Origin of the sequence: Albidovulum sediminicola (assembly GCF_025751575.1) — a bacterium.
Classification (GTDB): Bacteria; Pseudomonadota; Alphaproteobacteria; order Rhodobacterales; family Rhodobacteraceae; genus Albidovulum; species Albidovulum sediminicola.
This window is the reverse complement of the sequence record NZ_JAOWLA010000010.1, coordinates 162,365-180,513: the sequence shown is the minus strand read 5'-3', so window position 1 is coordinate 180,513 and position 18,149 is coordinate 162,365. Positions and strand designations below refer to the sequence as shown.

Sequence of the window (18,149 nt, the reverse complement as noted above, 5' to 3'; positions counted from 1 at the left end):
TCATCAGAAGCTCCAGGTCGCAAACCTGCCGCTGCGACAGGTCCCAAGACGGCAACGCCGCCGCCTCGTGCTTCAGCTTCTGGGCGGAATCGTAGGAAACATAAAGCTCCGGAATCGGAGCAAGGTTGGCGAGCTGCATCGGGATCAGGGCCTCTGGCGTAAACGCGGCGGGGTGCCGCCTTGGCCGCGACTTGCCTCGAAACGGGAAGAAATTCAAGCATACCGGGTGATTTTGGTGCATATTCGGGACAAAGATATCGATATGTTCCCCGGTCGCGGAAACTGTTGCCGAAAGCCGCCGAATGCAGGAACCCGGCGGGGCCTTTGCGGGACAAGGGGGGAACGTCTTTCGGCCCGCCACAAAAGGCGCGGCTCCGTCGCGATGAGAAAGGGGGCGGCAGATGTCCGGAATCTCGGTTCGTGAAGCGGTGCCCGCCGACGCGCCCGCGCTTGTCGACATCGTCCTGATGGCGGGCGAGGGACTGCCGGAGCGTGCCTGGGCCGGGATGGCGGAACCCGGCGAATCCCCGCGCGAGGTGGGTCTGCGCCGTGCTTCGCGCGAGGCGGGCGCCTTCAGCTTCCGCAACGCCCGGCTTGCCCTGAGGGAGGGCGCCGTGGTCGGCGGCGTGATCGGCTATCCGCTTCCCGATGAGCCGGTCCCCATCGGCCCCGACTTCCCGCGCGAGTTCGTCGCCCTGCAGGAGCTTGAAAACCTCGCGCCGGGAACCTGGTACCTGAATATCGTCGGCGTCTATGACACGGCGCGGGGCCAGGGCATCGGCTCGGCCCTCCTGGCGCATGCCGAAGGGGTCGCGCGCCGGCGCGGGTTGTCCGCCGTGTCGCTTATCGTCCTGTCCAGCAATCCGGGCGCGGAACGGCTCTATCGGCGCACGGGCTTCCAGGAGCGCGCGCGTCGGCGCATGCGCGTTCCCGGCTGGTCGCATGACGGGGCCGAGGCGATCCTGATGCTTAAACCGGTCTAGCCGGCGGGCCTAACCCTCCTGCCCGGCCAGCCAGCGTTCGGCGTCAAGCGCCGCCATGCAGCCCATCCCGGCAGAGGTCACGGCCTGGCGGTAGACATGGTCCGTAAGGTCGCCCGCGGCGAAGACGCCGGGGATTGAGGTTTCGGTCGTGCCGGGCTTCACCTTGACGTAGCCGCCGCTGTGCAATTCCAACTGATCCTTGACCAGTTCGGAGGCCGGCGCATGGCCGATCGCCACGAAGAAGCCGTCGCAGTTCACGACGGTTTCCGCCCCGGTCTCGACGTGGCGCGCACGAACGCCCGTGACGCCCAGCGGCTGCTCGGTGCCCAGCACCTCCTCGACCGTGTGGTTCCACAGGATCTCGACCTTGGGGTGCTTGAAAAGCCGCTCTTGCAGGATCTTTTCGGCACGCAGGCTGTCGCGGCGGTGGATCAGAGTGACCTTGGTCGCGAAATTGGTGAGGAAAAGCGCCTCTTCGACGGCCGTATTGCCGCCGCCGATCACGACGACCTCGCGGCCGCGGTAGAAGAAACCGTCGCAGGTCGCGCAGGCCGAAACGCCGAAACCCTTGAACTTCTCCTCGCTCGGCAGGCCCATCCACTTGGCCTGGGCGCCGGTCGCAAGGATCACCGCGTCGGCGGTATAGGCCGTGCCGCTGTCACCCTGCGCCGTGAACGGGCGGCTCGACAGGTCGAGCGACTGGATGTGGTCCGAGATGACCTCCGCCCCCATGGCGCGGGCGTGCTCTTCCATGCGCACCATCAGGTCGGGGCCCTGAACCTCCTTGTCGCCGGGCCAGTTCTCGACCTCGGTCGTGATGGTCAGCTGGCCACCGGGCTGGATGCCCTGCACAAGGATCGGGTCCAGCATCGCGCGGGAGGCGTAGACGGCCGCCGTATATCCGGCCGGGCCGGAGCCGATGATCAGTACCTTGGTATGCCGCGTCTCGCTCATCTGGACCCTCTTCACAATCGCTTCCCGGCCATATAATCGGCGCCGCGTTCCGGGGAAAGCCCCGCGGGTCTCTAATCCGGTGCAGGAAATTGCGCATCTGAGAAATAATATTGCGCAAGTCACGCCCTAGGGATAAGTTCCGCAAAATTTCAGGAGAGACCCATGGCCGGACACAAGCTCGACGAGATCGACCGCAAGATCCTGTCGGAGTTGCAGGCGGACGGCCGCATGACCAACGTCGAGCTTGCGCGGCGGGTTGGGATCTCCGCGCCGCCGTGTCTGCGCCGTGTCCGCACGCTGGAAGACTCGGGCTATATCCGGGGCTACCACGCCGATGTGAACCCGCGCGAGCTTGGTTTCGAGGTGCAGGTCTTCGCCATGGTCGGCCTGCATAGCCAGGCCGAGGTCGATCTTTCGGCTTTCGAGCAACGCTGCCGGACATGGCCGCTGGTCCGGGAATGCCACATGCTGAACGGCGAGATCGACTTCATCCTGAAATGTGTGGCGCCGGACCTGTCGACCTTCCAGTCCTTCCTGACCGAACAGCTGACCTCGGCCCCCAATGTCGCCAGCGTCAAGACCTCGCTGGTCATCCGCTGCGCCAAGGACGAACCGGGTGTTCCCTTTGACGTGCTTGAGGACCGCCTGGCCAAACTGGCCTGACGGTCCCCCGCGCCCCCACCCGGCGACGTCTCGTTCAGCCGTAAAGGACGCGCTCCATTTCCGAGGTGGAAAGGTGGCGATGGGCGACCGGCCCGAAATCGGCGAAGCCCTTCACATGCGGGAACAGCGCCAGGAACAGCGACGCGAGTTGGGAGTCCATCGCCTCCCCCGCTGCGTTGCCGGGATGATAGCTTTCGACCTCAAGCCCGGCGGCGCGGACCGACCCGTGGCGCTCCAGCACAAGGTGATAGACCGGGATCGGCGCGATCGGCGTGACCTCGACGATGGAAACGCCGTCGATGAAGGCCGCAGCCGGCGCATAGGCGGAGTTCATGCCGGTCGCGGACTGGAAACGCTCATCCCGCAGAAGGATGCGGGCGCGCGGGCCCAGAACCAGGTCGGGGTTCGGGCGGCCGAGCCCAAAGGCGTCCGCCGTGACCCGCGTCATCAGCGCCGGTTCGATCCCGCTGACGGCGTGGGGGGGGAAGATCGTCATGGATCCGACCCACATCACCCGCTCCATCCGGCCCTCGGCCGTTTGGACGCGCGTGCCCGGCGCCAGGTCCTCGACCGCGACGGGGCCGTCCTCGGTCAGAAGCACCGTGCCGCGCGCGAAGGCGGAAAATGCCTCCTCGAACTGGCCTATGGCCGGCGCGACCCTGGTTGCGGTTTCGATGTCGCCCGTGGCGGAAAGCCAGGCGATTTCATACCTCCGGGTTCTGACCGGGGCACGCTGGGGGCGTAGCCCGGGACGCTGATAAGCAGCAGCCGGAGAAGACTTGGAAGGAACCGGCAAATGGCCGGTTGAACCCGCGGATACCGCCGCGGAACGATACGAATACGACATGCGAACAGCCTTTCGGTCTGTCACATCTGCACACACCCACACCCGGAAACAGCAGACTGACTACAAGATCAAATTGCGCCTTCTTTGCCGCAGGAGTCAAAAGTTGGGGTCGAATCACGAGGCGCCGCGCGGCTAATCCGGGGAGTCTCGCTTTGTTTGTTCAGTGCCGCAGACAGTGCCATTTCTCTGACTCATTGTGCCTTTTTTTTGCCACAATTTGTATACGAAAGAATCGGTCGGGCGCTCCCAAGGAGAGGGGATTTGCCCAGGGTGAGTCGGCAGCGCGCAACGGATCAGGCGCGAAATGGGCGCATGCCACCTTTTCGCCGGATTGACTAAAGACGGATCGCGGAGATCAGCCGGCCGTAGTCGGCCTCCTGCTGGTGGACCGAGCGACGGTAGGAATAGAACCGGCCCGGATCGCCGTAGGTGCAATGCCGGGTCCATTCGGCACATCCCACCCCGGCCTCGCGCAGGCGGAAGAGGCCGAAACCCGGCAGGTCGAAGAGGTAGCGGTCTCCCTCGCCATTGGCGAAGAATCGGCCGTAGCGGTCGTCCTCGGCCAGGAAGGCGTCCAGGAACTCCGGCCCGACCTCATAGGCGCGCTGGCTGATGCAGGGGCCGATGACGGCGGCGATCTGGCCGCGCCGGGCGCCCAGACGCTCCATGGCCTCCAAGGTGGCCTCCAGCACACCTTGCAGCGCGCCGCGCCAGCCGGCATGGGCGGCGCCGATCACGCCGGCCTCGGCGTCCGCGAAAAGGACGGACTGGCAGTCTGCGGTGAGAACGGTCAGCGCCAGCCCCGGCGTGCGCGTCACAAGCGCATCGGCTCGCGGCATGCTCTCCAGCGGCGCGGAAACCGTCACGACATCGGCCGAATGGATCTGATGTGCCCCGACCAGCATCTGCGGGGGCAGATCCAGCGCCGCGGCGGCTCGCGCGCGGTTCATCGCCACGGCCTCGCTCTGATCGGAGGACCCAAAGCCGCAGTTCAGTCCGGAGAAGATGCCGGAGGACGCACCGCCCTTGCGGGTGAAAAACCCGTGCCGCAGGGGCGCAAGCGCGTCATGGGTGAGGATATCAAGCGTCAGGTTCACGATGCGGGATCCAGTCCGGCAAGGGCCGGCGTTCCGGGCGGGTGGCAGGCGATCACCTTGAAAACCTCACCCATTTCCTTGGGGTGGGTCAAGCGCCGATGGGCGGCGATGTGCAGGCCAAGCGCGGGCTCCTGCATCGCGCGCGCCAGGGCCTGCGCGCGTGCGGTGATCCCGAGCCGCTCAAGAAACACCCCTTGCGTCGTCATCCCACTGACGGCGGCCCCCGCGCCGCGCATCGCTTGGGCGAGCGCCTCGAAATCGACATGCGCGGTCAGGTCGGCTTCGCCCGGCGCGTCAAGGGGATCCACGGGACGGTGGCCCTTCACGGCCTGGAAGGTGTCGCCCAGCGAATGCCAGCCGCCGTAATCGATGACCAAGGCCGCGCCGCCAAAGCGCGCGATTCGGCCCGCGATATCGGCGGCGATCGGGGCGGCAGCCGGGCAGAGTTCCACGACCTCGCCTTCGGCCGTATCGTCCAGCCGATCGGCCAGCATCGGAAACCGGCTTTCGGGGCCAAGGCCGAACGTCAGCGCATCACCCGACAGCCCGACCTGGCGTTCACGCCAGCCTGCACCCGCGCGGACGAATTGGCGGATCGGAAGCGCGTCGAAGAACTCGTTCGCGACCAGGAAAAGCGAACCGTCGGGCAGCGTTTCGGTGGTGTCGTGCCAGGTGACGCCCGCGCCCAGCCGCTCGCGCTGACGGGCGCGCAGGACGGGGGAGGCCTCGACCAGATGCACGCGCGCGGCTTGTGCCATCTCCGGCACGGCGCGGGTCGCGCGGAGGATATCGGCCATCAGCGTGCCGCGCCCCGGGCCGACCTCGGCCAGGAGGAACGGATCGGGCCGGCCCTGGTCCATCCAGGTCTGCGCGAGGCAAAGGCCCAGCATTTCGCCGAACATCTGGCTGATCTCGGGTGCCGTGGTGAAATCGCCCGCCCGTCCCAGCGGGTCGCGGGTCGCGTAATAGCCGTGCTGCGGATGCAGCAGACAGGCCGCCATGTAGTCCGACAGGCTCATCGGCCCGTCGGTCTGGATGCGCGCGGCCAGGATCTCGGCCAGGGGCGTCACCGGCGCGCCCGCGCCAGCAGGACCAGGCCGAACGCGATCATCGGCAGCGACAGCAACTGCCCCATGGAGACGCCAGCCCCGCCCCAGTGCAGGATGTAGCCCCAGGGATTGTCGGCCGTGATGAATTGCGCATCCGCCTGGCGCACGAACTCGACCGCAAAGCGTGCGGCACCGTACCCAATCAGGAAAGCGCCGGTGATCCGGCCGGGGTGCTTCAGCGCGCCGGCCCTGAAAAGTGCGAACAGGACGAGGCCAAGGATCAGCCCCTCCATCCCCGCCTCGTAAAGCTGGCTGGGGTGGCGCGCGCATAGGCCCGGCGCGATGCCGGGACAGTCCTGCGCCGCCTCGCCGGGGAAGATCACACCCCAGGGCAGCGTGGTCGGGCGACCCCAAAGCTCCGCGTTGATGAAGTTGGCCACTCGGCCAAGGAAGAGGCCGATCGGCGCGACCAGGGCGATCGCGTCGGACAATTGCAGGACGGGAACGCTGTGGCGACGGCAGAACCACAGACCCGCCGCGACGACGCCCAGAAAGCCGCCGTGAAAGGACATGCCACCTTCCCAGACTTTCACGATGTCCAGCGGATGGTCCAGGAAGTGGCCCGGCTGGTAGAACAGGACATATCCCAGCCGTCCGCCCAGGATGATGCCCAGAATCACGGCCGTCAGCAGGTCCTCGACCCGGGCGACCTCGACCGGCAGGCGGTCCTGCGGCCAAAGCCGCGGGCGGCGCATCAGTGCCAGAAGGATTCGCCAGCCCGCCAGGATGCCCGCGATATACGCCAGCGCATACCATCTGAGCGCCAGCGTCAGGCCGAAGACGGTGATCGAAAAGATCTCGTTCGAGATATTGGGAAATGCGATTGCGGCCTGCATCCTTGCTCCTTCGCGGCCCCGGTCGGGCTGCGGCGACGATGCGCTTGAGCTTTCCGTCGCCCATGGCCATATAGGCTGCATCCGCGCCGGAAGGGAAGGTTGCCGACATGCAGGGCTCGAACAAGTTCCTCGACGATCTGTCGAAGCTGATGACGAACGCGATGGGCGTGGCCCAGGGCGCGCGGACGGAGGCCGAAACGGCGATGAAGGGCTGGATGGACCGCTGGCTTGCCGATCGCGACTTCGTCACGCGCGAGGAATTCGACGCCGTGCGCGCCATGGCGCAGAAGGCGCGCGAGGAAAACGAGGCGCTTAAGACCCGGATCGAGGCGCTGGAATCTGCCGCAGCGCCCGCGCCGAAGGCGGCCAAGGCCGCGTCCAAGAAGGGCTGAGAAGCGCCTTCGCGCGCACCGGCTTGGTCTGGCGCGCAGCCTTGGGGAAAACCCTGTGGAAAACACCATGCCCGCTGGTGCGCGCCTGCGGGCGTCGTTCTTTCATGGGGACAACTGTAAATAGCGCTTTACAGGATTTGGCTTTGGGACCACCATATCTTGTAAGGACGGCGGCAGGTAAACGCCGATCCTTGCGGCGGTACCCAGCTTTTGTGGGTCGTGGACCGGCAGAAGCTAACAACAACGAGGCCGGGCATGGCGCTTTCGGAAGACTTTCTTTCTACGGACGACCTGCACCCCATCGACATCGTCGAGACGCTGGCGGAGTACCACGAGTGGGAATTCGATCGGGTCGCCGACGACCAGATCGCCATGGCGGTCGAGGGACAGTGGCGCACCTATTCGATCACGCTCGCCTGGTCAGGCTATGACGAGACGCTGCGGCTGCTCTGCAACTTTGAGATGGACCCGCCCGCCGAACGGATGCCCGCCCTTTACGAGGCGATGAACCACGCCAATGACCTGGTCTGGTCGGGGGCTTTCACCTACTGGCGGGAACAGCGTCTGATGGTCTGGCGCTATGGGCTCTGCCTGGCGGGCGGGCAGGTCGCCGCGCCCGAACAGATCGACCGGCTGATCCGTCAGGCCGTTGGCGCGTGCGAGCGGTTTTATCCCGCCTTCCAGCTGACTTGCTGGGGCGACGACAGCCCGGAACGCGCGATGGACGTGGCCATGACGGAAGCCTACGGCCGGGCCTGAGCTTTTCGGGTTTTCCTTCCCGCGCGGTCGGGTAATCTCTGCCCGGACCGAGGGGAGATGTTTCATGGATATGGAGACGGTCCGCGACAGGGGCCTCGTGCTTCTGGGCTGCGGCAAGATGGGGTCGGCGATGCTGGCGGGCTGGCTGAAGGGCGGGCTTCCGGCCGACGGCGTCTGGGTCATCGACCCGAATCCCTCGGACTGGGTCAAGGCGCAGGGCGTGCATCTGAACGCGTCGCTGCCTGCCGCGCCCGCGATCGTGCTGATCGCGGTCAAGCCGCAGATGATGGGCGCGGCGCTGCCGGGAATCGCGGCGCTGGGCGGGGGGCAGACACTGTTCCTGTCGGTGGCCGCCGGCACGACCATCGCGTCCTATGAGGCGATCCTGGGCGCCGCCACGCCGATCGTGCGGGCGATGCCCAACACCCCGGCGGCGATTGCGCAGGGAATCACCGCGATCACCGGAAACGCCCATGCGACCGAGGCGCATCTGGCGCTGGCAGAGGCGCTTCTGTCGGCAGTCGGCCAGGTGGTGCGGCTGGAGGGCGAACACCAGATGGACGCGGTGACGGCGGTCTCGGGCTCGGGTCCCGCCTATGTCTTTCACCTGATCGAGACGCTGGCCGCCGCCGGGACGGCCGAAGGGCTGCCGCCCGCGCTGGCGCTGCAACTGGCCAAGGCGACGGTCGCCGGGGCAGGGGCGCTGGCAGAGGCCGCCGACGAAGACCCGGGCCAGCTGCGGGTCAATGTGACCTCGCCCGGGGGCACCACGGCGGCGGCGCTTGCGGTGCTGATGGATGAGGCGCAGGGTTTCCCCGCGCTGTTGAAGAGGGCGGTCCACGCGGCGGCCGAACGCGGACGCGAGCTTGGCAAATGACCATCAGCTTCGACGATTTCCTCAAGGTCGATATCCGCGTGGGCCGGATCACCCGTGCCGAACCCTTCCCTGAGGCACGCAAGCCCGCGTTCAAGCTCTGGGTCGATTTCGGGCCGGAGATCGGCGAGAAACGCTCCTCCGCCCAGATCACGCGGCATTACACGCCCGAGGAACTGGTGGGCCGGCAGGTGCTTGCCGTCGTGAATTTCCCGCCGCGCCAGATCGGCCCGGTGATGTCCGAGGTCCTCGTGCTGGGCGTCCCGGACGCCGAGGGCGAGGTCGTGCTGATAGGTCCGGGGCATGACGTGCCCCTTGGTGGAAGGCTCTACTGAATGAAACTCTTCGTCTCGCGCCCCTTGCCCGACGCGGTTCTTGAGCGCGCCCGCGCGCATTTCGACATGGTCCACCGGACCGAGACCCTGCCGATGAGCCAGGCCGAATGCGTGGCGGCCCTGGAGGGCTACGACATCGTCCTGCCCACCCTCGGCGACCTTTACCGGGCCGAAACCTTCGCCGCCGCGAAGGACATGCGCTGCCGGATGCTCGCCAATTTCGGCGTGGGCTACAACCACATCGACGTGGCGGCCGCTTGCGCGGCCGGCATCGCGGTCACGAATACGCCCGGCGCCGTGACCGACGCCACCGCCGATATCGCGCTCACGCTGATCCTGATGTCCGCGCGCCGCGCTGCGGAGGGGGAGCGCCTGGTGCGCGCGGGGCAATGGGCAGGCTGGCACCCGACGCAGATGCTTGGCCTTCACGTCACCGGCAAGACGGTCGCGATCATCGGCATGGGCCGGATCGGCAAGGCGATTGCGCGGCGCTGCCACCATGGCTTCGGGATGGAGGTGGTGTTCTTCAACCGCTCCCCCGTGGCCGATCCGGGTGTGCCCGCACGGCAGGTGCCGACACTGCACGCAGCGATGGCTGCTGCGGACATCGTTGTCGTCGCGGTTCCGGGCGGGGCCGAGACGCGCCACCTGATCGACGCGACCGCCATCGGCGCCATGCGGCCGCATGCGCATCTGGTCAACATCGCCCGTGGCGATGTGGTGGAGGAAGCCGCCCTGATCGCCGCGCTTGAGGGCGGGCAGATCGGCGGCGCGGGCCTTGATGTCTACGAACGCGAACCCGTTGTGCCAGAGGCGCTGGTGCGGCTCGACAACGTCACGCTACTCCCTCACCTCGGCACCGCGGCGCTGGAGGTTCGGACCGCCATGGGCATGATGGCGCTCGACAATGCCATCGCCTTTGCCGAGGGGCGCGATCTGCCAAACGCCGTCTGACGGGGCGTCAGCCCGTCTTCGGGCGCGCGATCAGGTCGCAAAGCCGCGGCAGTTCCGCCTCCTCGCTGACCGGGTGTCCATCCATCGCGAATACGTCGTAGCCGTGCCGGCGGAGGATGCGCAGCGGCGCGTCCTCCGGCAGCCCGCGAAGCTGGTAGATCCTAGGGCTGAACTCAAAAACAACGGCATTGATCAGTTTTTGTTCAAGAAGGTGCGCACTGCCCTCGAAGACCTCCGGTTCGAAACCCTCGACATCGACCTTGAGCAGGGCGATGGGGTCCTTGATCCGGGTGCGCCAGATCTCGTCGAGCCTTTCGACCTCGACATCGAAGGTTGATTGCACCTTGCCCTTGTTGTGACGGCCAAGACTGTGGATGCCGTGGGATTCACGCTCGAAGAAGGCCGCCTTGCCGCTCTCCGCCGCAAGTGCCATCTGAAAGGGCGAAACATTGCCGAGCTTGCGAATGCGGATCTGATCCAGAAGGAAAGCGTGGTTCCCGGGATGCGGTTCGAACGCGTACACATGCCGCGCGCGGGCCGCGAAGCGCGCGACTGTCGCACCGACATTCGCACCGACATCGACGACGATGCCGTCGTTATATTCGACCTGGCTTTCCAGATGGGACCAGTCATTCGTGGGGCGGCGCATTTTGTCGTCAAAGGCCTGGCGCGTGATGCCGCGCGCCTTCCAAGTTATCGGAACCAGATTATCCTCGTCCCGGTTGTAGACGTAAACAAACAGTCCATTTTGCCGCGCGACATGGGATTCGATCAGGCGCAGCGCGATGTTCAAAGCCTTGCGATGAACTTTTGTCTTCAAGTAGCTTAGAATTGACCGGGCGTTCATCTTTCGATCCGTGACTTCCCTCGGGTGTTGGTTGGACGGCGTAGACGCTGCGCGCGGTCAAGGCAACCGGAGACCTTCGATCTCCTCGCGCCAGTGACGGCGGCAGAGGGACACATAGGTTTTGTTCCCACCGATCTGCACCTGCGCGCCATCACGCATCGCGCGTCCGTCGGGGCCGCGGCGCACGACCATCGTCGCCTTCTTGCCGCAATGGCAGATGGTGCGGACCTCCCGCATTTCGTCGGCAAGCGCCAGCAGGGCGGCGGAACCGGGGAACAGCTCCCCCCGGAAATCGACGCGCAGCCCGTAGCACATGACCGGCACGCCCAGGTCATCGACGGCCCGGGCCAGTTGCCAGACCTGGGCGCGGGACAGAAACTGCGCCTCATCGAGGAAGACGCAGGCGACAGGCCCCCGGTCCATCCGGGCGCGGACCCGCTCGAAAAGGTCGGTGGAGGCGTCGAAGGTGTCCGCCGGCTCGCCTATGCCGATGCGGCTGGCGATGCGGCCTGCCCCTGCACGGTCATCGAGCTGCGCGGTCAGGAGATAGGTCTCCATCCCCCGCTCGCGATAGTTGTGGGCGGCCTGGAGAAGCAGCGTCGACTTCCCGGCGTTCATGGTGGAGTAGTGGAAATAAAGCTTGGCCATGCGTCCAGATAGCTGCGGCCCGGCCATGCCCGCAAGCGGGTGCGTGGGAAAAAACTGGCCCCGGCGCCGAGGGGTCGCGCGCCGGGGGCCGGGCACTCGTTACAGCCGCAGACCCGCCCGTTCGGGTGAGACGACGCGGGCGAGCCCCACCCAAACCGACACCGGGGTGCCGGTAACTCGTACCCGTTCCTACATTGGAACTCTTTCCAAATGACAAATGTGCGTGGTTTGATTAAGGGGAAAGCAGGATCGCAGTTCCCCGTTCCGGCGGAGGATGATGGACAGGAAGAGGTCGCATGGAAGCGTCGGCGATGGGTAACTACCTGAAAAAGCACACCGAGGCCCTGGTCAAGGATGTCGGGATCGAGGCCGCCGCGGGGCTCTCGGGCAAGTCCAAGGCAACGCTCGGGCGATACTATTCGGCCGATACGGAGCATGCGGATCGTTACATGCCCATCGACGTGGTCGCCGCGATCGAGGCCGCGTCTTCCTTTCCGCATGTGACGGTGGCGCTGGCCGACCTGCGCGGCGTGACACTCAGCTACGACGCGGATCGCCGGAACGTCCGGTCCGGCGGGGTCAACGCCGATGTGGTGGCCCTGTCGCAGCGTTTCGCCATGCTGATGGCCGAGTACAACCAGTCGATCGAGGACGGCCGCATTTCCATGAACGAGGCGAAGCGGCTACTGGCTGAAACCGTCGCGATGCAGCGGGTGCTGCTGGACATCAAGCTTCACCTGGAGGCGGAGGTCGCCTGAGGCGACTTCCGCAAGGGGCACCAAGCTTTCCGGTCCACGCCGGGGCAGGCGCCCCCAAGGGGGTGCGCCTGTCGCCAGTGGGCAAGTCCTAGCCCTGCAGGGTCCGGACGCCGTAGCCTTCGCCGCGCGCCTGCATGGCCTGAACGGCCGAGATCGCGGCTGCGGCGGTCGTGAAATACGGGATCTTGTCGTAAAGCGCGACCGCGCGGATCGCGCGGCTGTCGGCGATGGCCTGTGCGCCCTCGGTCGTGTTCAGGACCAGCGTGATCTCACCGTTCTTCAGCCGGTCAACGATATTCGGGCGGCCCTCGTAGACCTTGTTCACGACTTCCGCCGTCACGCCGTTTTCGGCGAGGAAGGCTGCGGTGCCGCGGGTCGCGACGATCTCAAACCCAAGCGAGATCAGCCCGCGCGCGGCCTCGGCCATTTCGGCGGTCTTGTCCATGTCCTTGATCGACAGGAACACCCGGCCCTCTTCGGGCAGATGCGTGCCTGCGCCCATCTGTGCCTTGAGGAAGGCCAGCGGGAAGCTGCGGTCCCAGCCCATGACCTCGCCGGTCGAGCGCATCTCTGGCCCGAGGATCGTATCGACACCCGGGAAGCGTGCAAAGGGCATCACCGCCTCCTTGACCGAGTACCAGGGGGTCCTGGGGTTTGCCAGCGTCATCGGGTCGGCATAGGGCAGGGGGGTGTCGGGGCCGACGCCCTGCGGATAGGGTTCGCGTTCGGGGAAGTTCGACAAAGACTCCCCCGCCATAAGCCGCGCAGCGATCGAGGCGATGGCGCTGTCGGTCGCCTTGGCCACGAAGGGCACGGTGCGCGAGGCGCGGGGGTTCACCTCCAGCACGAAGATCTCTCCGTTCTTGATCGCGAACTGGACGTTCATCAGGCCGACGACGCCAAGCGCCAGCGCCATCGAGACGGTCTGGCGTTTCAACTCCTCCACGGTTTCATCCGACAACGAATGCGGCGGCAGGCAGCAGGCGGAGTCGCCCGAATGCACGCCCGCTTCCTCGATATGCTCCATGATGCCCGCGACATGGACATTGGTGCCGTCCGACAGCGCGTCCACGTCAACCTCGATCGCGCCCGACAGGTAGCTGTCGAGAAGAACCGGGTTCTTGCCCGAGACATCGACGGCGGTGGTGATGTAGCGCTTGAGCTGGTCCATGTCGCGCACGATTTCCATCGCGCGGCCACCCAGCACATAGGAGGGGCGGATCACCAGCGGGAAGCCGACGCGTTCGGCAATGGCGATGGCCTGCTCGTCAGAGGAGGCGATGCCGTTGACGGGTTGCTTCAGGCTCAGGTCGTGCAGCAGCTTCTGGAACCGCTCGCGATCCTCCGCCAGGTCGATGGCGTCGGGCGTGGTGCCGAGGATCGGGATGCCTTCATCGTGCAGGGCGTTGGCAAGCTTCAGCGGCGTCTGGCCACCGAACTGGACGATCACGCCGTGCAGCGCGCCGGCCTCCTGTTCCACCCGCAGGATCTCCAGCACGTGTTCGAGCGTCAGCGGTTCGAAATAGAGCCGGTCCGAGGTGTCATAGTCGGTCGACACGGTCTCGGGGTTGCAATTGATCATGATGGTTTCGTAGCCCGCCTCGGTCAGCGCGAAACAGGCGTGGCAGCAGCAGTAGTCGAACTCGATCCCCTGGCCGATCCGGTTCGGGCCGCCGCCCAGGATCACGACCTTCTTTGCCTCGCTGGGCCGCGCCTCGCATTCGACGTCGCCCATCGCGGGGACCTCGTAGGTCGAGTACATGTAGGGCGTCTGCGCCTCGAATTCCGCCGCGCAGGTGTCGATGCGCTTGAAGACCGCGGCCACGCCCAGGTTGCGCCGCGCGCGCCGAACCTGCGCCTCGTCGCGGCCGGTCAGCTTGGCCAGGCGCGCGTCGGTGAAGCCCATCATCTTCAGCTTGCGCAGCCCTTCGGCGGCCAGCGGAAGGCCGCCCTTACGGATCTGCGCCTCGGTATCCACGATCTCGCGGATGCGGGCCAGGAACCAGGGGTCGAAGGCGGTGACGTCCTGGATCTCCTCGTCGGTGAGCCCGTGACGCATCGCCTGCGCGATCAGACGCAGACGGTCCGGGGTCTGGCCCGAGATCGCCTTGACGATGGCGGTGCGTTCCGGCGCACCGGGGATCGCGATTTCGTCAAAACCGGTCAGCCCGGTTTCGAGCGAGGCGAGCGCCTTTTGCAGCGATTCATGGATCGTCCGACCGATGGCCATGGCCTCGCCCACCGACTTCATCGCGGTGGTGAGCTCGGGCTTCGATCCGGGGAACTTCTCGAAGGCGAAGCGCGGGATCTTGGTCACGACGTAGTCGATGGTCGGCTCGAAGCTTGCCGGCGTGACCTTGGTGATGTCGTTGTCGAGTTCGTCGAGCGTGTAGCCCACGGCCAGCTTCGCCGCGATCTTGGCAATGGGGAAGCCCGTGGCCTTTGACGCCAGCGCCGAAGAGCGCGACACCCGCGGGTTCATCTCGATCACGACCATGCGGCCGTCCTTGGGGTTGATCGCCCACTGGACGTTGGAGCCGCCGGTTTCCACCCCGATCTCGCGCAGCACGGCGATCGAGCCGTTGCGCATGATCTGGTATTCCTTGTCGGTCAGCGTCAGCGCCGGAGCGACGGTGATCGAATCCCCGGTGTGCACGCCCATCGGGTCCACGTTCTCGATGGAGCAGACGATGATGGCGTTGTCCGCGCGGTCGCGAACCACCTCCATCTCGTATTCCTTCCAGCCGAGCAGGCTTTCGTCGATCAGAACCTGCGCCACGGGCGAGGCATCGAGGCCCGAGCGCACGATCGCCTCATAGTCGTCCCGGTTGTAGGCGACGCCACCGCCGGTGCCGCCAAGCGTGAAGGCCGGGCGGATGATTGCGGGCAGGCCGATATGCTCCAGGTCCCCGATGGCCTGCGCCACGCCCGCGTTGATGTCATACTTGCCATTGGGCAGTTTCGGCGCGGCGACGATTGTCGCCTTGGGGTTTTCCAGCCCGATCCGGTCCATCGCCTCGCGGAAAAGCTTCCGGTCTTCGGCCATCTCGATGGCCTCACGATTCGCGCCGATCAGCTCGACATTGAATTTCTCAAGCACGCCCATGTCGGCGAGCGCGAGCGAGGTGTTGAGGCCCGTCTGGCCACCCATCGTCGGCAGAAGCGCGTCAGGGCGCTCCTTCTCGATGATCTTGGCGACGACCTCGGGGGTGATCGGCTCGATGTAAGTCGCGTCCGCAAGGCCCGGATCGGTCATGATTGTCGCGGGGTTGGAGTTCACCAGGACGACCCGGTACCCCTCTTCGCGCAGCGCCTTGCAGGCCTGGGCGCCAGAGTAGTCGAACTCGCAAGCCTGTCCGATGACAATGGGGCCTGCGCCGATGATCATGATTGATTTGATATCGGTTCTTTTCGGCATCGTCCCGGACCCCTCATGCGCAAATTGTCGGGGGTTATAGTCAAGACGCGCCGGGGCGCAAGAGCGGATGGCGGATTCAGTCCGCGCGTTCGGGCGCTCTTTGCCCGGCCAAGACCCAGATCAGCGCCAGAACCAGAAGCCAGACCACGGAAACCGTGATGTTCATGACGGTCCAGTCCCAGCCGAAAACCACGACCGAATTGATGTAGAGCGTCGAGGAGGTGAGCGCGCCGAACACCACGAGGGCCAGAATCGCCACCCGCGGCGACGCCCTGAACGCAAGCTGCGGCAGGAGAAGCAGGCTGATCGTGTAGTAATGCAGCCAGCCCACCGGGCTGAAAAGCGCGATGAGGACCGACAGCGCGAGCAGCCCGTAGGCCCGGCGCGTCCGTGGCGGCAGCGGCCATAGGCGGTAGGCGAACATCAGGGCCGCCGCCAGGAAGGCGATCCGCGCGGCCAGAGCCACGACCGGCACGGCCGGGAAAACCTGCGGCGACAGATAGGCCCCCACCCCCGTGATCGGGAGCGTGATGACCCCGAGCTTGTGCAGCAAAAGCAGGACCGACACCTGCACGGAGGCATTCGAAGGCACCACGGGCAGCGATGTTTCCACCCTGTCGACGGCCTCAAGGAACTCGGCGTGCAGCTCCGGACCGGCCAGAAGGAAGCTGAGCGCCACCAGCGCGCCCACGGTCGCGGCGAAGGCCGCGACAGCGTGCCAGCGCCGCTCGTAGAAAAATAGGAGAACGAAGACCCCCGGCAGGATCTTGATGGCGGCGGCCAGCCCCAGAAGTACGCCCGCCGTCCGATCCTGCCCCGCCTGAAGCCTTTCGAAGGCTAGCAGCGTCAGGAACATCACCGTGATCTGCGGTTGGTTGAAATAAAGCGCGGTTTGGGAAAAGACCGAGGTCTGGATCAGCGCGAGCGAGACCGCGACCCAGATCAGCGGCCGCACCCCCGCAGGCCGCGCGAGCCGCGCAGCCAGAACCACCGCACCCGCCAGCAGGCTTACCTGCAGGACCATCGCGGCGCGGGTGAAGGCAAAAGGCCCGACATGGGGCGTCACATAGGACAGAAGCTTCGCCCAGATCGGCGGATAGATATAGGGAAAGGCATCCTTCCAGGGCTGGCCCATGGCCGCGACGGTCTCCAGCCATTCCGCCGGGGTGCCGCCAACCAAGTGCGGCGGCGCCGAGTAGACCAGCTCCGGGCGCCCTTCGGCGAGGAAATGCCCCGCGAGGTAAAGTGGCGCGAGATCGGAAGATGGGCTCTGCCAGTGACCGGACAACGCCGCAAGCACCCAAAGCGTCAGCAGGAGGACGCAGAACCCCACGTCACGCGTGCCGTTCTGCGCGGAAAAGCCGGTCACGCCGATCCCCGCGACGGGGCCTCTTCACCGGCGATCCACCATAGCGTGGCCAGGACGGCGCCCCAGAAGATCACGAGCACAGAATTCGCGATCGGCCAAAGCAAGCCGAAGTCGACGATCGTGCTGAAGAACAGTTCGAATGACAGCAGGGTTAGAAGCGCCGCGAAAATCGCGGCCGAGCGGAGACTGTACCACCTGTCCAGAAGGACGGGCAGCATCATGACGGGAAGCAGATAGTAGTGCAGCCAGCCAATCGGGCTGAACAGAGGCAGGAGGATCGACAAGACCAGAACCGAAAGCGCGATCCTTTTCTGAAGCGGAAGCGGGCGCACCCGCACGAAGAACGACGCGGTGAGCGCAACAAGGCAAAACCGCGCGCCCCAGTTGATCAGCGGCAGCGAAGGCGTGTTGAGCTGCGTCAGGATTTCCCTGTTAGAGATATCGACCGAGGTGAGGACGCCCCACTGGTGCAACACGAAGGTTGCCACAAGCTGGGCGCTTCCGTTCACGGGCACCGCCGCCAGCTTGCCTGAAACCTTGGAAAGCGCTGCTAGGAAATCGCGGTGCAGGTCCGGCCCGGCAAGCAGGATGCTGGCGGCGAGCAGCGCGATCCCGGTCAAGGCGAAGGACCCGGCAGCGCGCCAGCGCCGCTCGGCAAGCATGATGATCACGAAGACGCCGGGCATGATCTTCATTGCCGCGCCAAGCGCCAGCAATGCCCCGGCGCTCTTGTCGGCGCCCGCCAGAAGGCGCTCGAAGGCCAGCAGGATCAGGAATGTCACCACGATCTGCGGCTGGTTGAAAAACAGGGCCGCGTAGGAAAAGACGGAGAACAGGAGGAGCGCGCCGGCCGTGACGCACCACAGCGGGAGCGACAATCTGACGGGCCGCACAAGACGCGCCGCGATAAGAACCGACAGCGCGCAAAGTGCGATGTTCACGATCAGGAATGCACGGCCGAACGCCTGCGGAGAGATATGCGGCGTGACCCATGACATGATCCAGGCCCAGATCGGCGGGTAGATGTAGGGGAACGCGGTATCGCTGGGCAGATCAAGCGCCGCCACCACCGCACCCCACTCCGGCGCGGTGCCGCCGAAGAACCCGTCGGGCGAGGCGTAGACGAGGTGCGGCTGCCCCTCGGCGATGAAATGGCCTGCCACATACAAAGCCCAAAGGTCGGAGCCTGGGGATAGCCAGTGGATATAGAGCGCGATGCAAGCCCAAACGATGACAATGGCCAGCACGGCCTGGGGGTTGCGGCGCGCCGGGTCGCCGAGGCGGTGGAAAAACTCGGACCACATGT

The 18,149-nt window shown here is 65.9% G+C and carries 18 protein-coding genes; 8 read left to right on the top strand and 10 right to left on the bottom strand.

What is annotated here, in order from left to right; all coding sequences use genetic code 11:
• Positions 1 to 401: 401 nt before the first annotated feature.
• Positions 402 to 983: a GNAT family N-acetyltransferase gene (locus OE647_RS12335; RefSeq protein ID WP_263722031.1), complete on the top strand. Its 582-nt coding sequence runs from the start codon at positions 402 to 404 to the stop codon at positions 981 to 983.
• A 9-nt stretch (positions 984 to 992) separates the two neighbouring features.
• Here the strand turns inward: OE647_RS12335 and trxB are convergent, their stop codons facing one another.
• Positions 993 to 1,937: a thioredoxin-disulfide reductase gene (trxB, locus tag OE647_RS12330; protein ID WP_263722030.1), complete on the bottom strand. Its 945-nt coding sequence runs from the start codon at positions 1,935 to 1,937 to the stop codon at positions 993 to 995.
• A gap of 162 nt (positions 1,938 to 2,099) precedes the next feature.
• On the opposite strand from trxB, the gene OE647_RS12325 reads away from it, so the two are divergent.
• Positions 2,100 to 2,600, top strand: a complete 501-nt coding sequence (locus tag OE647_RS12325; protein ID WP_263722029.1) for an Lrp/AsnC family transcriptional regulator — start codon at positions 2,100 to 2,102, stop codon at positions 2,598 to 2,600.
• Between the two features lie 34 nt (positions 2,601 to 2,634).
• Here the strand turns inward: OE647_RS12325 and OE647_RS12320 are convergent, their stop codons facing one another.
• The 4 genes from OE647_RS12320 to lgt form a co-directional block, all read right to left on the bottom strand.
• The gene (locus OE647_RS12320; protein WP_263722028.1) at positions 2,635 to 3,447 is read right to left on the bottom strand and encodes a Hint domain-containing protein; all 813 of its coding nucleotides are present in this window, start codon (positions 3,445 to 3,447) and stop codon (positions 2,635 to 2,637) included.
• A gap of 335 nt (positions 3,448 to 3,782) precedes the next feature.
• Positions 3,783 to 4,538: a peptidoglycan editing factor PgeF gene (gene pgeF / locus OE647_RS12315; protein WP_263722041.1), complete on the bottom strand. Its 756-nt coding sequence runs from the start codon at positions 4,536 to 4,538 to the stop codon at positions 3,783 to 3,785.
• A gap of 2 nt (positions 4,539 to 4,540) precedes the next feature.
• Positions 4,541 to 5,614, bottom strand: coding sequence for a class I SAM-dependent methyltransferase (locus OE647_RS12310; protein ID WP_263722027.1), 1,074 nt, complete (start codon positions 5,612 to 5,614; stop codon positions 4,541 to 4,543).
• Positions 5,611 to 6,489 carry a prolipoprotein diacylglyceryl transferase gene (gene lgt / locus OE647_RS12305; RefSeq protein ID WP_263722026.1) on the bottom strand — a complete coding sequence of 293 codons (879 nt, stop codon included), beginning with the start codon at positions 6,487 to 6,489 and terminating at the stop codon, positions 5,611 to 5,613. Before lgt ends, OE647_RS12310 begins: the two co-directional genes overlap by 4 nt.
• A gap of 107 nt (positions 6,490 to 6,596) precedes the next feature.
• On the opposite strand from lgt, the gene OE647_RS12300 reads away from it, so the two are divergent.
• The 5 genes from OE647_RS12300 (at position 6,597) to OE647_RS12280 (ending at position 9,803) form a co-directional block, all read left to right on the top strand.
• Positions 6,597 to 6,881, top strand: coding sequence for an accessory factor UbiK family protein (locus OE647_RS12300; protein WP_263722025.1), 285 nt, complete (start codon positions 6,597 to 6,599; stop codon positions 6,879 to 6,881).
• A gap of 255 nt (positions 6,882 to 7,136) precedes the next feature.
• A complete protein-coding gene (locus OE647_RS12295; protein ID WP_263722024.1) occupies positions 7,137 to 7,640 on the top strand; it encodes a type III secretion system chaperone family protein in 504 nt (167 codons plus the stop codon).
• 64 nt (positions 7,641 to 7,704) lie between these two features.
• On the top strand, positions 7,705 to 8,517 hold the full coding sequence (gene proC / locus OE647_RS12290; protein WP_263722023.1) for a pyrroline-5-carboxylate reductase: 813 nt from the start codon (positions 7,705 to 7,707) through the stop codon (positions 8,515 to 8,517).
• Positions 8,514 to 8,849 carry a tRNA-binding protein gene (locus OE647_RS12285; RefSeq protein WP_263722022.1) on the top strand — a complete coding sequence of 112 codons (336 nt, stop codon included), beginning with the start codon at positions 8,514 to 8,516 and terminating at the stop codon, positions 8,847 to 8,849. Before proC ends, OE647_RS12285 begins: the two co-directional genes overlap by 4 nt.
• Positions 8,850 to 9,803 (top strand): 2-hydroxyacid dehydrogenase, encoded by a 954-nt coding sequence (locus tag OE647_RS12280; RefSeq protein WP_263722020.1) that lies wholly within the window; start codon positions 8,850 to 8,852, stop codon positions 9,801 to 9,803. It abuts the gene before it with no gap.
• 7 nt (positions 9,804 to 9,810) lie between these two features.
• Here OE647_RS12280 and OE647_RS12275 read toward each other — a convergent pair whose 3' ends face one another.
• Both OE647_RS12275 and OE647_RS12270 read right to left on the bottom strand, forming a co-directional pair.
• Positions 9,811 to 10,650 carry an FkbM family methyltransferase gene (locus tag OE647_RS12275; RefSeq protein WP_263722019.1) on the bottom strand — a complete coding sequence of 280 codons (840 nt, stop codon included), beginning with the start codon at positions 10,648 to 10,650 and terminating at the stop codon, positions 9,811 to 9,813.
• 57 nt (positions 10,651 to 10,707) lie between these two features.
• Positions 10,708 to 11,298: a thymidine kinase gene (locus tag OE647_RS12270; protein WP_263722018.1), complete on the bottom strand. Its 591-nt coding sequence runs from the start codon at positions 11,296 to 11,298 to the stop codon at positions 10,708 to 10,710.
• Between the two features lie 296 nt (positions 11,299 to 11,594).
• On the opposite strand from OE647_RS12270, the gene OE647_RS12265 reads away from it, so the two are divergent.
• Positions 11,595 to 12,056 carry a hypothetical protein gene (locus OE647_RS12265; protein WP_263722017.1) on the top strand — a complete coding sequence of 154 codons (462 nt, stop codon included), beginning with the start codon at positions 11,595 to 11,597 and terminating at the stop codon, positions 12,054 to 12,056.
• An 88-nt stretch (positions 12,057 to 12,144) separates the two neighbouring features.
• Here the strand turns inward: OE647_RS12265 and carB are convergent, their stop codons facing one another.
• From carB to OE647_RS12250, 3 genes are all read right to left on the bottom strand, one after another.
• Complete coding sequence (gene carB, locus OE647_RS12260) at positions 12,145 to 15,474, bottom strand: carbamoyl-phosphate synthase large subunit (RefSeq protein WP_263722016.1); 3,330 nt, start codon at positions 15,472 to 15,474, stop codon at positions 12,145 to 12,147.
• A gap of 76 nt (positions 15,475 to 15,550) precedes the next feature.
• A complete protein-coding gene (locus tag OE647_RS12255; RefSeq protein WP_263722015.1) occupies positions 15,551 to 16,843 on the bottom strand; it encodes a glycosyltransferase family 87 protein in 1,293 nt (430 codons plus the stop codon).
• Positions 16,840 to 18,147 (bottom strand): glycosyltransferase family 87 protein, encoded by a 1,308-nt coding sequence (locus tag OE647_RS12250; protein ID WP_263722014.1) that lies wholly within the window; start codon positions 18,145 to 18,147, stop codon positions 16,840 to 16,842. Before OE647_RS12250 ends, OE647_RS12255 begins: the two co-directional genes overlap by 4 nt.
• Positions 18,148 to 18,149 lie beyond the last annotated feature (2 nt).